The sequence below is a fragment of the Actinosynnema sp. NPDC059797 genome, from assembly GCF_042732085.1.
Lineage (GTDB): Bacteria > Actinomycetota > Actinomycetes > Mycobacteriales > Pseudonocardiaceae > Actinosynnema.
On record NZ_JBHWIE010000013.1, the window covers coordinates 13,178 to 27,460 of the forward strand.

8 protein-coding genes and 1 tRNA gene are annotated in these 14,283 nt (G+C 69.1%); 6 read left to right on the forward strand and 3 right to left on the reverse strand.

The window, feature by feature from the left end; genetic code table 11:
- Positions 1-615: 615 nt before the first annotated feature.
- From ACFV4N_RS06555 to ACFV4N_RS06565, 3 genes are all read left to right on the forward strand, one after another.
- Positions 616-1,473, forward strand: coding sequence for a helix-turn-helix domain-containing protein (locus tag ACFV4N_RS06555; protein WP_499671486.1), 858 nt, complete (start codon positions 616-618; stop codon positions 1,471-1,473).
- 300 nt (positions 1,474-1,773) lie between these two features.
- Positions 1,774-1,974: a DUF397 domain-containing protein gene (locus ACFV4N_RS06560; protein WP_499671487.1), complete on the forward strand. Its 201-nt coding sequence runs from the start codon at positions 1,774-1,776 to the stop codon at positions 1,972-1,974.
- Between the two features lie 54 nt (positions 1,975-2,028).
- Complete coding sequence (locus tag ACFV4N_RS06565; RefSeq protein ID WP_499671488.1) at positions 2,029-4,194, forward strand: ATP-binding protein; 2,166 nt, start codon at positions 2,029-2,031, stop codon at positions 4,192-4,194.
- 90 nt (positions 4,195-4,284) lie between these two features.
- Here the strand turns inward: ACFV4N_RS06565 and ACFV4N_RS06570 are convergent, their stop codons facing one another.
- Together ACFV4N_RS06570 and ACFV4N_RS06575 are read right to left on the reverse strand one after the other, a co-directional pair.
- Entirely contained in the window at positions 4,285-5,952 is a 1,668-nt protein-coding gene (locus tag ACFV4N_RS06570) for a TIR domain-containing protein (RefSeq protein WP_499671489.1), read from the reverse strand.
- A 1,574-nt stretch (positions 5,953-7,526) separates the two neighbouring features.
- A tRNA-Arg gene (locus ACFV4N_RS06575) sits at positions 7,527-7,601 on the reverse strand.
- A gap of 183 nt (positions 7,602-7,784) precedes the next feature.
- On the opposite strand from ACFV4N_RS06575, the gene ACFV4N_RS06580 reads away from it, so the two are divergent.
- A complete protein-coding gene (locus ACFV4N_RS06580; RefSeq protein ID WP_499671490.1) occupies positions 7,785-8,693 on the forward strand; it encodes a cation diffusion facilitator family transporter in 909 nt (302 codons plus the stop codon).
- Position 8,694: 1 nt separating this feature from the next.
- On the opposite strand, the gene ACFV4N_RS06585 is transcribed toward ACFV4N_RS06580, so the two are convergent.
- On the reverse strand, positions 8,695-12,957 hold the full coding sequence (locus ACFV4N_RS06585; RefSeq protein WP_499671491.1) for a GH92 family glycosyl hydrolase: 4,263 nt from the start codon (positions 12,955-12,957) through the stop codon (positions 8,695-8,697).
- Between ACFV4N_RS06585 and ACFV4N_RS06590 the strand changes: the two genes are divergently transcribed.
- Positions 12,869-13,096, forward strand: a complete 228-nt coding sequence (locus tag ACFV4N_RS06590; RefSeq protein WP_499671538.1) for a hypothetical protein — start codon at positions 12,869-12,871, stop codon at positions 13,094-13,096. The genes ACFV4N_RS06585 and ACFV4N_RS06590 overlap by 89 nt on opposite strands.
- 50 nt (positions 13,097-13,146) lie before the next feature.
- A complete protein-coding gene (locus tag ACFV4N_RS06595; protein ID WP_499671536.1) occupies positions 13,147-14,259 on the forward strand; it encodes an ROK family transcriptional regulator in 1,113 nt (370 codons plus the stop codon).
- Positions 14,260-14,283 lie beyond the last annotated feature (24 nt).

Genomic DNA, 14,283 nt, shown 5'->3' on the forward strand with positions numbered 1-14,283 from the left:
GCTTCAGCAGGTCGCTCTCACCACCGGCGGAGTCGGAACGAGCACCGGACGTCTCCAGGTACGACCGCATCGCGTCCGCCCCACTGCGCGCTGTCGGGAGGACTGCCCGGCATCGGCAACGACGCGGAGCAGAGGACGAGACCGTCCGGCTGGCACCGGTGTCCCGGCGTCCGTCCACCGACGCGGCCCCTGCGACGGCTCGGCGAGCCCGCGCAACCAACGGTGGCTGCCGTCACCACGCACGCCTCGGCCGTGTGAACGGCGCTGATGACGACACATCGCATCGAGTGGAATAGGGGTCCGCTGCTTGAAGCGGAGTGCTTCGACGACCTAACTATGTGGTGCCGCGGTGGTATCAGAGATGTGCAGCTAGACCGCAAGCCAGCGGCTTCATCCTTTAGGAACAGTCGACAGGGCGAGCAAACGTACATTTTCGTTACTCTGCGTAATGTGTGAGCCTGACCCTACGCCTGCGTAGCACCTGCTTCCCGGATCGATCTGTCAGTCAACCATGTGTTGAGTGCGGCATGTCTCGTAGCTACATGTAACGCGGTAGCCTGCTTCTTGCGATGAACGATCTGCCATGTGGCAAGATGCTAGGCATCGGAGGGCAACATGAGTCAGGGTGACACCCCCATCGTTCACCAGAGAAGACTTCGGTCTGAGCTGCGGAAGCTGCGGGAAGAAGCTCAGTTGACGCAGAAGGAAGTCGCAGACAGTCTCGACTGGTCAGTCTCCAAGGTGATCCGTATAGAAAACGGGACCACTAATGTGGGGACCACTGACCTGCGTGCCTTGCTCATGCTTTACGGTATTGATGACAAAGGGCATGTGGAAGAACTGGTCGCAGAGGCGCGGGCCAGTCGGAAGACTGCTTGGTGGAGTAGTTACAGGGCGTCAATCGATCCTCAATTGTACGCTTTCATCGGCTATGAGGCATCGGCTTCCAGGATTCGTCAATACCAGTCCTTGACCATGCCTGGGTTACTGCAGACATCGGATTACACGACAGCCATGGTCAGGGCTGTCGGTGGGAATGACGAGACGATTTCCCTTGGCGTCGCCCTGCGGGGGAAGCGCCAGGAGATCGTTGCCGAAGGTGGTCCTGAGCTGCGCTTCTTGCTCCATGAAGCGATCTTGCGAGAACGGCTCGGCGGTGTAGAAGTGATGGCTGCGCAGCTTTACCGGATACTTGAGAAGATGGATTTGGAAAACGTATCCGTGCGAGTTCTGCCCTACGCCGTGGACAAGGGCAAAGGCTGGAAGGGTTCCTTCTCCATACTGGACATACCGGTGTCCGGAGGTGAGCAGATTCTTGTACTGGAAGAGCCTGTCCGTGACGTCCTGATTCGTGACAACGAAAGTAGCATAAGTGAGTATGACAGCGACTTCGAAAGACTGTGGGGATTGGCGCACGATGACGATGAAACCGCTTCATTCATTCGCGAGCGGATTGATGACCTGAACGCTTGACCTTCCGCAGTTTTTATTTCGAGGCGTTTCTCTATCGTACTGATCTTGTCCTTTCGAGGCACAAGTGCGGATATCGTCAACTTTTTCGGTAACGGTTCGATGAAAGTCCGAAGCCGGTGCGGAGTACTGCGATCGGCGGTTTGGCGTGCGCTCTCGCACGGCTAGCTTCTTGGGCACGTCCGTCGGCGGACGTGTTTGCTCACCTCGTGTGGCCCACCTGTGTGCGTGCATCGCGGGCATGGCAGGTGGCCCGAGGTCGGTGTGAAGGGGGCTGCGGTGGAGTCGTCGCGCGGAGCGCAAGTGGTCGAGGTCGAGCCGTCGGGGTTGGCTTGGGCGAAGAGTTCGGCAAGTGGTGCCATAGTGGACAAGCAGGCGTGCGTGGAAGTTGCTCGGGCCGTGGATCGGGTCCTGGTCAGGACGTCGCGTGATCGCCGGGGCGGCCGCCTGGAATTTTCGGGACGTTCCTGGACCGCGTTCATCGAAGATGTGGGAAAAGTATGAGCAATCCGCATTATTGCGGCTTCCTGTCCGGGTATCGGTGGTAGGGCATGTGGTGTGGCCGCATCGGCGGATGAGTTCGAGGCTCGTGCCCAGGTCCGCAACACCGTCCGTTCGTCGTCCGCCGATATCCTGGTGCAGGTGGGCACTGTCACCGGCGGCGTCAACTTCCCGGGGGAGCGGGGGGCGGCACCGGTCAAGCCGCGCCAGCTTCCATCGCCACCTCATCTCCTGATCGGGCGTGAGCAGGAGATGGCTTTCCTCGACCGCTCGCTACGGGCAGCTTCGGCTCGGAACCGGATCCCGTTGCTGTTGGTGGAGGGCGTCGGGGGCGTGGGCAAATCGGCGTTGGCGGTCAAGTGGGCGCACGACCAGGTCGAGCGTTATCCCGACGGTCAACTGTTCGTGGACCTGAAGGGGGACGACGCGTCGGGAAGCATGATCTCCACTTTGGCGGTCCTACATGGCCTGCTCGTGGCCTTGGGCGTCCCCAGCAGCTCAATTCCCTTTGATGTGGAATCGGCGTCGGCGCTGTACCGAAGCGTGACGGCGGACAAATCCATGTTGGTGGTGATCGACAACGCGGCGCACGTCGAACAAATCCTTCCGCTGATGCCCGGTGCGCCTTCGTGCGCGGTTGTGGTCACCAGCCGCAACCGCCTTCCCGGTCTGCACCTGGCCGGCGCCGTCTCGCTGCGGTTGAGCGCCTTGGGCGTCGAGGATGCCCGGATGCTCCTGGAGGAGAGCGTCGGATGCGAGGCGGTGCGTTCCGACGAGGACGCGGCGAGCCGGCTTCTGGACCTCTGCGCGGGTCTACCCCTCGCCCTGATGATCATGTCGGCTCGTGCGGCGGCCTACCCGGGCTTCCCCCTCTCGCACTTGGCGGCCGAACTCGGCGAGTCCGCCACGGCTCTCGACGCCTTCGAGTCCGACGACGGCGACCTGAGCCTGCGGGCGGTGCTGGCCTGGTCATGCACCTCGCTCTCCGCGGACGAGGTGAGGGTCTTCCGGTTGCTGGGAGCGGTGCCCGTCGCCGAGTTCCACCTCGATGCGACCGCGAGCCTGCTCGGCACCCAGAGGGCACCGGCGGCACGCCTGCTGCGGAGGCTGGAGACGAGGAACCTGCTCTGGCAGCCGGCCCCTTCCACGTTCCGCATGCACGCACTCGTGCGCGCGTACGCCTGTGAACTTGGTGCCGAAGTGGCGGGAGACGACACCGTGGACGCTGTTCATCGCTTGGTCGACTTCTACACGCACACGGCCTGCGCCGCGGACCTCCTCCTGTACCCGAACCGGCGGCGCGTGCCCCTGCCCCCAACCCTCCCCGGTTGCGCGCCGTTGACGTTCTCGGCGGAGGAACACGCCTTCCAGTGGTTCACGGAGGAACACCCCCAACTCCTGGCCGCGCAGGACGAGGCGGTCCGCCAGGGCTGGGTGGAGCACGTCTGGCACCTGGCGCGGGCCCTGGACACCTATCACTACCGCCGTGGTCACCTGATGGAGAACATCCACACCTCCCGAGCGGGCGTCGTCGCGGCGGAAGCGCTGGGTGACTCCTCGATGATCGCCACGGTCGGGCGGCAACTCGGCCGTGCCTACACCCGGGCCGGTGACTTCGCCGAGGCGACCCAGTGCCTCCGAAGCGCCCTGGTCCTCGTCGAGGAGGCGGGGGACATCACCGAGGCGGCTCACACCCATCACGACCTGGGCAGGTTGTGCGCCCGCTCGGGAGACCACGACGGCGCGTTGCGGCACTGCTCGGAAGCGGTCCGCCTGTACCGCGCCGCGGACAACGCGGTCGGCGAATCCCATGCGCTCAACGCGCTGGGGAGGGTGCACGGGGAACTCGGTGATGACGCCGCCGCACTCCGGTGCTGCTCCGAAGCGCTGCGTCTGAGCGAACGGCAGGGGAATGCGGGCGGGCAGATGGTGGCGTTGGACAACCTGGGATTCCTGGCCAGACGAGCAGGTGATCTCGACACGGCCTCGCGCCGCTACTCCGCAGCGCGCGCCTTAGCGGCTGCACAAGGCGCCGCCTCGTTCGAAGCGGAGGTCACGGAGCACCTGGCCCAGGTCATGGTCGAGCAGGGCGACGATCGCGCCAGCGATGTCCTGCGCCGTGCGCAGGACATGTTCGCCGCGCAGCACCGGGACGAGGACGCCCTGCGCTGCCGCGTCGCGCTGGACGAGCTCCACCGGGCCACCACGCGGCCGGACTCCTGAGCGATCGACCGGGAGGGCGTGGGCCTGACGGACGGGACCCGGCGCACAGCCGTCGACGCGAAGAGCCGTGGCGGACGTCGGGACCGAGCGCTACCCCTCCTGCCGCAGGTTCTCGACCACGAACCGCCAGCGCCACGCCGCGAGCCCGCCCACGGCGCTCTGCCAGGCAGGCCAAGTCCGCTCCCGCCCCGCCACCCGCAGCCGCTCCACCGGGTCCGGGCACAGCGTCTCCAGCGCGCGGACATCGCCCCGGTAAAGACCCCTCCGACGGTGGTCGCGGCGGAGCAGCAACCAGTCGCACTCCGCGGCCATCCGCGGCAACTCGAGTTCTCCGCAGAGCCGTTGAGCGACCTTGACGTCCTCGTCGACGTCGGATCGGCCGCTCTTGATGGTCAGGTAAGCCCGCAGCAGGTGGGCGCGTGCCCGCAACTCGGAGAAGATGGTCCCGTTGCCGGTCTGTCGCTTCAGGGCGGATATCGCCGGGACCAAGAGGTTTTCGGCAACTTCGCGCTCACCGTTGGCGATGGCGATCTCGGCGCGCAGGAGCGTCAGTTCGTGGTGCTCCCGCGAGCGCTCGGGGCGGGTCCGGGTGCCGGCGGCTTCCACGTGGTGCTTCGCCTGTTCGAGCTCGGAATGCCTGCGCCACAAGCGGTAACGGGTGTTGTAGATGCGTGCCAACACCAGGTGGGACGTGCTCTCCTCCCGCCTGTTCTCCGCGGAGGCGAACATCCTCAACGCTTTTTGGGCGTGGTCGACGGCCTCCTCCAAGCGGTCGTCACGCTCCCTGCCCAGCGCCAGTTCGCCCAGGCCGCGGTGGATCTGCCCCAGGGTCTGCTCGCCCTTGGCGACGAGGCTCTGGTCGGTGATCTCCCTCGCGAGTTCCACGCCCTCCTCCGCGGCCTCGAGCGCCTCGGTGAACCGCTGGAGCCTGCGCAGCCCGCGCGCCCGGCCGTGGATCAAGTACTTGGCTTTGGCCCGTGTGCTCTCGTCGTCGAGGTCGACCCGTTCCACCGCGGCCAGGCAGATCTCGGTGACCTCCGAGAGCATTCCCATGTCGCCGGTGATGTCGGTGATCCTCTCTGTCACGGTGAAGACGCGCACCAGGTCGGTCGAGTGCGCCGGGCGGGTCGCCCGAGCCCACTCCAGCCACTGGCGGACGAGCCGCGGTGCGGCCGGGCTCGACGGGTCGACGGTGGTCAAGCGGTCGAGGAGGTCGTCGGGCAGGTCTGTGTTCTTCGGCGACGCCAAGCCGGTGCCCCCCTTCGACCCCGGCGCACCCTCCCTCCCGCTGCCGAGGGCGTGCTCGTGCGCGTCCCGTATCCGTTCGACCAGCTCGTCGACACCGCTCCCGGTGACGTAATCGAACCGCGACCACCGGAGGCCCGTGAACTCGAAGGGCACGGCATCTACCGGGAAGCCGGGCGGGACCAGGGGTATGACGGGGCAGCCCTCGTCCGAGGTGTGCTGGTAGAGCCTGTTGCGCACCCACCGCGCCTCGTAACGGACGCCCTTGTGGTCTTCCGAGGAGTCGGTGATGTCGAACCAGGCGACGTAGGTGGGGGACACCACACAGATCACCACGGAGTGCTGCACCATGCGGCTCATCCAGTGCGGCAGAGAAGTCGGGTTGCGACCCTCGAGGTCCACGTCAACGAGGACTTCGACCCCGTGGGACCGGAGGAGCCGTGTGAGGGCTTCGACGATCTTCTTGCTGATCTCATCGTGCGCATAGCTGAGGGCAACCGTGAGCTTGATCAACCTCGGTACGCACCTTCCATCTTGGCATTAGCAGAGTGACATCTGTCAGTCTGCAAGGTTGCGGCAGACTGCCAACCCTGACCCGAGGGTCTTTCCGCCTGGGGGTGGAGTTCGGCAAAAGCCGTGCTCAGCGCGGTTGGTCAGGTGGGTGAGGTGGACCCTGCGGGCGGCTTGGAGCGAGGTGGCCGAGGGTGGTGCGGATGCCGTCACCATGCGCGTTGACGAGGACGGTCCGGGTGACCCGGTTGGACGTGCGAAGCTGTTCGCACGCCTGACCGCGGTGTGAACGACTCCGTTCGCGGTTCGACTGGATCGTGCAGGTGCTCGACACCCTGTCGCTCCTCATCGCCCTGGGCGGCATGCTCGCTGATCGGCTGCCCGGCCGCCACCCGGCGGACCGGGTCCGGCTGCACGCCTGGTACTGCGAGGAGGACGGGCGTTCCGGCCCGGAGACCCTGCATGCCGCAGCCGACCAGGCCCCGCACCGACTGCCGACCGACGCCAAGCGGATGTCGACGGCGGCGGGTACGGGGGTGAGCGGGATCGCCTGGATCGACCTGGCCGGGCAGTTGACCGGTGATGAATTCCGAGGGCCGTGCACCCGGCCCAAGTCCCAGCTGGGCATCCGACCGCTGGATCACCCGAAATTCCGGGCGGCAGTGGAGAAGTCCCCGAGAGAACCCCTCATGTCCTCGGTGCAGACGTACCTGGCCCAGGTGCTCTACGGCGGGCACCGCACGAGGTTCGTCCGGGTGCGGGTCGGTCAGGTCGGCTTCCGCAGCCGCTTGCTGAAGGCGTACGGAGACGAGTGCGCTTTCACCGGGCCGTCCCCCGGGAGTCTTGGAAGCGGCGCACCTCTACAGCTTCGCGGCCAACGGCAAGCGCCGGGACGACGGCGGGTTGCTCCTGAGGAGGGACGTCCACAGCCTGTCGGCGGGCGTTGCCCTGATGCGGTGGTTCGACGGGGGTGTCGGCCACCGGCCCGGTCGAGAGCGGCCCGCTGGGGGTGGGCGGTGACATGGACCACGAAGTGGAGGGGGCCTCTCCGCAGGCAAGCGTTCCGTCAGGAGGAAGACGCCATGACCGCAGCCCGACACATCTGAGACACCCCGGCCGGTGTGACCCGACCGCAGCGCGCCGGCAGCCGGCATGAGTTCGACGCGCTTGTCGCCGCAGCTCGTGACGTCTTCGCGACCGACGGGTCAACGGATCGCTGGAGGAGGTTCCCTGCCCGTCGGCATCGGCACGCTCCACCGCCACTCCGACACGCCAGGTACTGCTTGAGGCCGTGTGCGTCGGCGGGGAGGCCTGCCTCTCCATCGAGTTGGAGGGTGTACGTCTGTTGATCACGGCATTGCAAGCTCGAACTTCACGGACGACGCCCAGCGGGCATGAGTCCTCGGTATGGCACCGGACGGCGCCAAGGCGTCGCGCTGGGGTGCCAACCGGGTTAGTCGAACTTTGGCCCGTATTTGACCGAGACACCCGTAGACGGCCGGTACCAGCCGGACACGGCCGGACAGACGACAAAGGCCCTTGACCGGCGTATCCGCTGGTCAAGGGCCTTTTCGTAGTGGTGCCCCCGGCAGGATTCGAACCTGCGCACCCGCCTCCGGAGGGCGGTGCTCTATCCCCTGAGCTACGGGGGCCGTAGCTACGGGGAGAAGCTTAGCGCACCGCACGAGGTGGTTTTCACCCCACCCCCCACCATCCGCCGACCTGCGGTTTCGTCGCCCCGCCCCGTCAACCCCCGACCCGCGCCATCCCACTCTTCGGGGCTCCGAGGACACCCGGGTTGTACTCATGCGCATACGACTATATGTTTCATGACCATGGGTCACGGACACGGCCACGGAGTGACGGGCGCCGGGGCGAAGCACCTCGGCCGCCTGTGGATCGCCTTCGCCATCGGCGCGGTTTACATGATCGTCCAGTTCGCCGTCGGCTGGACCACCGGCTCGCTGGCCCTCATCTCCGACGCCGCCCACATGCTCACCGACGTCCTCGGCGTCGGCATGGCCCTGGCCGCCATCCTGCTCGCGCGGCACGCCGGGACCAAGGGGAGTCGCACGTTCGGGTTGTACCGGGCCGAGGTGCTGGCCGCCCTCGCCAACGCCGTCCTGCTGTTCGGGGTCGCCGGCTACGTGGTGTACGAGGCCGTCCAGCGGTGGGACGACCCGCCGGCCGTGCCGGGGCTGCCTGTGGTGCTCGTGGCGGTCGGCGGGCTGGCGGCGAACCTCGTCTCGTTCCTCGCGCTCCGGGACGGCGCCAAGGAGAGCATCAACGTCCGGGGCGCCTACCTGGAGGTGCTCGCCGACCTCGTGGGCTCGGTGGGCGTGCTGATCAGCGGGCTGGTCACGCTGGCCTTCGGGTGGCGGTACGCGGACCCGGCGATGGGCGTGGCGATCGGGCTGTTCGTGCTCCCGCGGACCTACAAGCTGGCCGCCAGTGCCCTGCGCATCCTCTTCCAGCACGCACCCGAACGGCTGGACGTCGCCGAGGTGCAGGTCGAGCTGGGCCGGCTGCCCGGCGTGGCGGAGGCGCACGACCTGCACGTCTGGACGCTCACCTCGGGCATGGAGGTCGCCTCCGCCCACCTCACCACGCACCCCGACGCGGACCCGGCGCAGGTCCTGAGGGCCGCTCAGGACCTGCTCGCCGGGCGCTACCACATCGAGCACGCCACGCTCCAGGTCGAACCCGGGGACTCGGCGCAGAGGTGCCGCGAGATCTCCTGGTGACCTAGAGCCCGGAGCACTGCCCGGTCCTGGGCCCCCTGACCTCGTTGGCCCAACCGTGGTCCACCGGCGCCGGGTCGCTGCCGACGCACGACACCGGGCCGGTGACGTGGTTGCCCGCCACCACCGTGCCGCCCCGGTTGCCGATCAGGTTCACCGGACCGGTGATCGTCGTTTGTTCGAGCGACACCCGGCCGGTGGTGCGGGTGATGCTGACCGCGCCCTCGACGCTGCTGCCGACGAGGACCACGGTCGCCGCCCCGGTCGCGGAGAGGGCGCCGCGCAGCTCGCTGTCGAAGACGTGCAGCGACGCCCCCGCCGCGACGGTGATCGGGCCGGTGACCGCGGCGCCGACGACGCAGGTCGTGCCCGAGCGCACGGCCAGCGGGCCGCGGTGCTCGCCCGTGACGGTGTCGGTGCACCGCAGCGGCTTGGCCAGGAGCTCGAACTCGGCCAGGGTCGCCGACCGCCCGAGCTCCAGGCGGTAGTGCCGGTAGTGGCCCGGCGCCGCGACCTTGAACGCCCGGGTCTGCTGCCGCCACGGGAACGCCTGGTCGGTCCGCTCGTCCACGGTCACCCAGGTGACGCCGTCGTAGGAGCCCTTCAGCGCCCACGCCGCCGGGTCGCCCGCCCCCTTGCCGGAGGTGAGCGTGTAGTGGGTGACCGGCTCCTTGCCGTCCGGCAGCGAGACCTGGAGCGAGGACAGCGCGGCGGACGTCTGCGAGGTGTCGTCCACCACCGCGGCCGGGCCGGTGACGGTGGCGCCGGGGGTCACGTCGCGCAGCGGCGCGGGCGGCTCCGAACCCGTGGTCAACGACGGCGGCGCGGCGTCCGGCCCGGTGGCCCAGCGGGACGGCGACGGGCCCATCTCGAAGTCGAGCGTGCCGCCGCGGGCGATCTCGGCGTGCGGCAGGTGCGCCTTGTCCCACTTCTTCCCGTTGACCTTCAGCGACTGGACGTAGATGTTGTCCGCGCTGTTGCGGGGCGCGTTCACGGTCAGCGTGCCGCCGTTGTCCAGCCGCACGGTCATCTTGGTGAACAGCGGCGAGCCGATGGCGTAGGACGCGTTGCCCATCTGCAGCGGGTAGAAGCCCAGCGCGCTGAACAGCCACCACGCCGACTGCTCGCCGTTGTCCTCGTCGCCGGGGTAGCCCTGGCCGATCTCGCTGCCCACGTACAGCCTGGACAGGATCTCGCGCACCTTCTCCTGCGTCTTCCACGGCCGGCCGGCGTAGTCGTACATGTAGGCGATGTGGTGCGACACCTGGTTGGAGTGGCCGAGCTGCCCCATCCGCACGTCGCGGGCCTCGGTCATCTCGTGGATCACGCCACCGTAGGAGCCCGGGAACTTCGCGGTCTCCGGCGTGGCGAAGAACTCGTCCAGCTTGGACGCCAGGCCCTCGCGCCCGCCGTAGAGGTTGGCCAGGCCCTGGCCGTCGTGGGGCACCGAGAACGCCATGTTCCAGCCGTCGGTCTCGGTGTAGTCGTAGCCCCACACGCGCGGGTCGTACTCCTCGGACGGCACGCGGCGGGACCCGTCGGGCTTGCGGCCCTGGAAGAACCCGCTCGCCGGGTCGAACATGTGCACGTAGTTCTGCGCCCGGTTGGCGAAGTACTCGGCGGACTCCAGGTACTTCGCGTCACCGGTCCGCTCGTGCAGCGCGCGGGCCATGTTGGCGATGCCGTAGTCGTTGACGTAGCCCTCGATCGCCCACGACATGCCCTCGTGGGTGGCCGTGGAGGTCCAGCCGGTGAAGATCGAGGTGTCCAGGCCCTTGCGGCCCACGCCCGGGCTGGGCGGCGCCACGGTCGCGTTCTTCACCGCGGCCTCGAAGGCGGCCTCGGCGTCGGGCAGGTCGACGCCCTTGACGAGCGCGTCGGCGAACGCCACGTCGGAGCTGGTGCCGGTCATCAGGTCGGCGTAGCCGGGCGAGGACCAGCGGGAGATCCAGCCGCCGTCGCGGTACTGCTGCACGAAGCCGTCGACGAGCCCGGCCGCGCGCTCGGGCGTGAACAGCGAGTACGCGGGCCACGTGGTGCGGTAGGTGTCCCAGAACCCGTTGTTGACGTAGATCTTCCCGTCCACGACCTTCGCGCCGGTCTGCGTGGGCGTGGACGGGTTCGACGCCTGCACGGGGGAGGCGTACCGGTACCGGGGCGCCTCGGCGGTGCCGGTGTTCTCGAAGCCGGAGTTCGGGTAGAGGTAGAGCCGGTACAGGTTCGAGTACAGCGTGGTCAGCTGGTCCTCGGTGGCGCCCTCGACCTCGACCATGCCGAGCACGTCGTCCCAGGCGGCCTGGGCGCGCTCGCGCACCGACTCCAGGGTGTCCGAGGGCGCGATCTCCGCCTCCAGGTTGCGGCGCGCCTGGTCCACGCCGATCAGCGACGTGGCGAGCCGCAGCGTCACGGTCCGGTCGGCCGAGGTGTCGAAGGAGAAGTAGCCGGCCACATTGTCCCGGCCCGCGCCGGTCAGCCGGCCGCTGCCCGTCACGGGCTTGTCCACCACGCCGTAGACGAACAGGCGCGTCGCGCCGACCGAGAGGCCGCTGCGGACGTCGGAGAAGCCGGTCACCACGCCGGAAGCGGGGTCGAGCGCGAGGCCGCCGTTGTTGTTGACGTTGTCGAACACCAGGTTCGAGGGGCCGTCGGCGAAGGTGAACCGGAACAGCGCCGCGTGGTCGGTCGGCGCGATCTCGGTCTTCATGCCGTTCTCGAACGTCACGCCGTAGTAGTGCGCCCGCGCGACCTCGTTCTCGTGCCGGAACGGCAGCGCGCGCACGGCCCGGTCGGCGGTGGGCGCGCCGGTGGACGGCATCACCTGGAACGTCTGCCGGTCGCCCATCCACGGGCTCGGCTCGTGGCTGGCGGTGAACGCCTGGAGCGTCGGCAGGTTGTCCCGGTTGTTGGTCTTGGCGTACTCGTAGAGCCAGCTCGTCGAGCCCGCGTTGGTCATGGGCGACCAGAAGTTGAAGCCGTGCGGCACCGCGGTGGCGGGGAAGTTGTTGCCGCGCGAGAACGAGCCGCTGGAGTTGGTGCCGCGGGTGGTCAGCACCCAGTCGGACGGGCGGGCGCGCTCCACGGTGGCGGGCGCGGACCTGACCGCGATGTCGTCGACCCAGCCGTTGAACGCGGCCGGGCCCTCCGGGTTGTCGTAGGCGAGCAGGATCCGCTTGATCGTCTTGCCCGCGGCGACCCGGCCGACGACGGAGGCGACGCGGTTCCACTGGTTGGTGTAGAGCGACTTGGCCGCGCCCTGCCCGCGCGGCGACAGCTCGAAGCCGTGCTGGTCGCGCGCGCCGAGGTCGCTGAGGTAGGTGCCGTCGGAGAACGCGAGGTCCACCGCGGCGAACGTGGCCGGGTAGGCCAGGTCGTCGGTGGTGAACGACGGGAAGATCAGGTACGACAGCTCGGTCGTGCCGGTGACGGGGATGTCGACCTCGACGACCTTGTTGTAGGAGTAGCCGCGGCCCTCGGCCGTGTGCGTCCCCTGGTAGCGCAGGGCCCGGACGCCGGTGAAGCCCGCGCCCGCCTTGGCGTTGTACCCGCCGTTGGCGCCCTTGCCCACCGTGGTGCGCATGTGCCGCGCGGGCGGGGTGGCGGAGCCGTCGGAGAACTGGACCTCGGCGAGCTGGAGGGCGTCCGCGCCGCCGTTCGCGGTGACGTCGAGCTGGTAGAAGCGGAACGCCTCGGTGTTGGCCGACTCGTAGACCTTGGTCTGGTGGCGCTGGTCGAACACCTCGCCCGCGCGGGTGTCGATCGTGGTCCACGAGGTGCCGTCGGCGGAGCCGCGCAGCGCCCAGTCCCTCGGGTCGCGGCCGGGCTCGTCGTTGGCCGAGGTCAGCGCGTACCGCTTGACCGCCACCGGTTCGGCGAAGGTGAACCGGGCCCAGCCGGACCGGGAGAACGCCAGCCACTTCGACAGCGCGTTGCCGTCGACCAGGTTCTCCTTGACCTCGCCCGCCTCGACGAACTCGGAGTTGGCCGCGACGTCCACCACGCGGTCGGTGACGTTGCCGGGGATGCCGGTGGAGTCGGAGCCGTCGACGCCCGAGGTCTTCGGCGCGCCGTCCGGGCCCGTCTCCACCTCGCTGAGCCACGTGGGCTGCGGCTGGCCGTCCTCGAACGACGTGGCGAACAGCGTCTCGCTCACGGCTGGCCTCCCGGGCTCCGGTGCGGCGGTGGCTGTCGTCCAGCCTGCCACGCCGCCGAGCGCCAGCGCAGCGGTCGTGACGACCGCCAGCGATCTCCTTGCCCGCATGAGCCCCATCGCGCACGCCTCTCGCCGCAAACCGATCTTCGCCGCAAAACCGATCTTCAGCGAAGCGAATAGCGGTGTGACATCGTTGTCAAGTCCGGTTCACCATCTTGTCCGCAAGCCTGTCCGGCCGCTGCTCCAACCGATCTAGACTCACTCGCTGTGACGGTCGACAAACCACCGGTGGGCACCCCGGCCGGTATGCGCGTGCTCAACCAGCGCGCCGTGCTCGACCGGCTGCGCGCGGGCGGACCGGCGACCAGGCCGCAGATCGCCCGGGAGACGGGGCTGTCCAAGCCGACCGTCGGCCAGGCGCTGCTCGACCTGGAGCAGCACGGCCTGGTGCGCGCCATCGGTCGCACCACGGCGGGCCCCGGCCGGTCCGCCGTGGTCTACGAGCCGAACCCGGCGGCCGGGCACGTGCTGGGCGTGGACGTCGGCCGGCAGCGGATCCGGGCCGCGGTGGCGGACCTGGCCGGCCGGGTGATCGCGCGGGTCGACGAGCGCAACCGCTGCCGGTCGGCGCCCGCGCTGGTCAAGGCGGTCGCGGAGGTGGCCTCGCGGGCCGCGGCGGACGCCGGGCTGGCGCTGGACGACCTGGTGGTGAAGGTGGTCGGCCTGCCCGGCGTGCCCGACCCGCGCGGCGGCACGCTGCGGCACGCGCCGAACGTGCCCGGCCTGGAGCGGCCCGGTCTGCTGGAGGACCTGGAGGACGCGCTGGGCGCCGGGCTGCTGGTGGAGAACGACGCGAACCTGGCCGCGGTGGGCGAGCAGGCGCAGGGCGCGGCGCGGGGCGCGGAGGTGTTCGTCTGCGTCTCCGTCGGCACCGGGATCGGCATGGGCATCGTGGTGGACGGCCGGCTGTTCCGGGGCGCGCACGGCGCGGCGGGCGAGATCGGCTACCTGCCCTGGTCGCCGGAGGGCGGGCACGTGGAGGCGGCCGCGGCGGCGGGGTCGGTGGTGGCGCTGGCCGGGGAGCGCGGGCTGGTCGCGCGGTCGGCGCGGGACGTGTTCGCCGCGGCGCGGTCCGGCGACGAGCGGGCGCTGGCGGCGGTGCGCGACGAGGCCGGGCGGCTGGCGTTCGCGGTGGCCTCGGTGGTGGCGGTGATCGACCCGGAGCTGGTGGTGCTCGGCGGCGGCATCGGCCGCAGCGCCGACCTGCTGCTGGAGCCGCTGGGCGCCGCGCTGCGCCGGCTGACGCCGTTCGTGCCGGAGGTGGTGGCGGGGGAGCTGGGCGACGACGCGGTGCTCAGCGGCGCCGTGGCGATGGGGTTGCGATCGGCGCGGGACCTGGTGTTCGACCGGCGCGGATGATCACTCTCCGAGAATAGGTGAATT

What these genes read in the sequence shown, in the direction of transcription:
- ACFV4N_RS06555 (WP_499671486.1), top strand. Translation starts at nt 616, where the DNA reads ATGAGTCAGGGTGACACCCCCATCGTTCACCAGAGAAGACTTCGGTCT.
- ACFV4N_RS06580 (WP_499671490.1), top strand. Translation starts at nt 7,785, where the DNA reads ATGGGTCACGGACACGGCCACGGAGTGACGGGCGCCGGGGCGAAGCAC.
- ACFV4N_RS06585 (WP_499671491.1), bottom strand. Translation starts at nt 12,957, where the DNA reads ATGGGGCTCATGCGGGCAAGGAGATCGCTGGCGGTCGTCACGACCGCT.
- ACFV4N_RS06595 (WP_499671536.1), top strand. Translation starts at nt 13,147, where the DNA reads ATGCGCGTGCTCAACCAGCGCGCCGTGCTCGACCGGCTGCGCGCGGGC.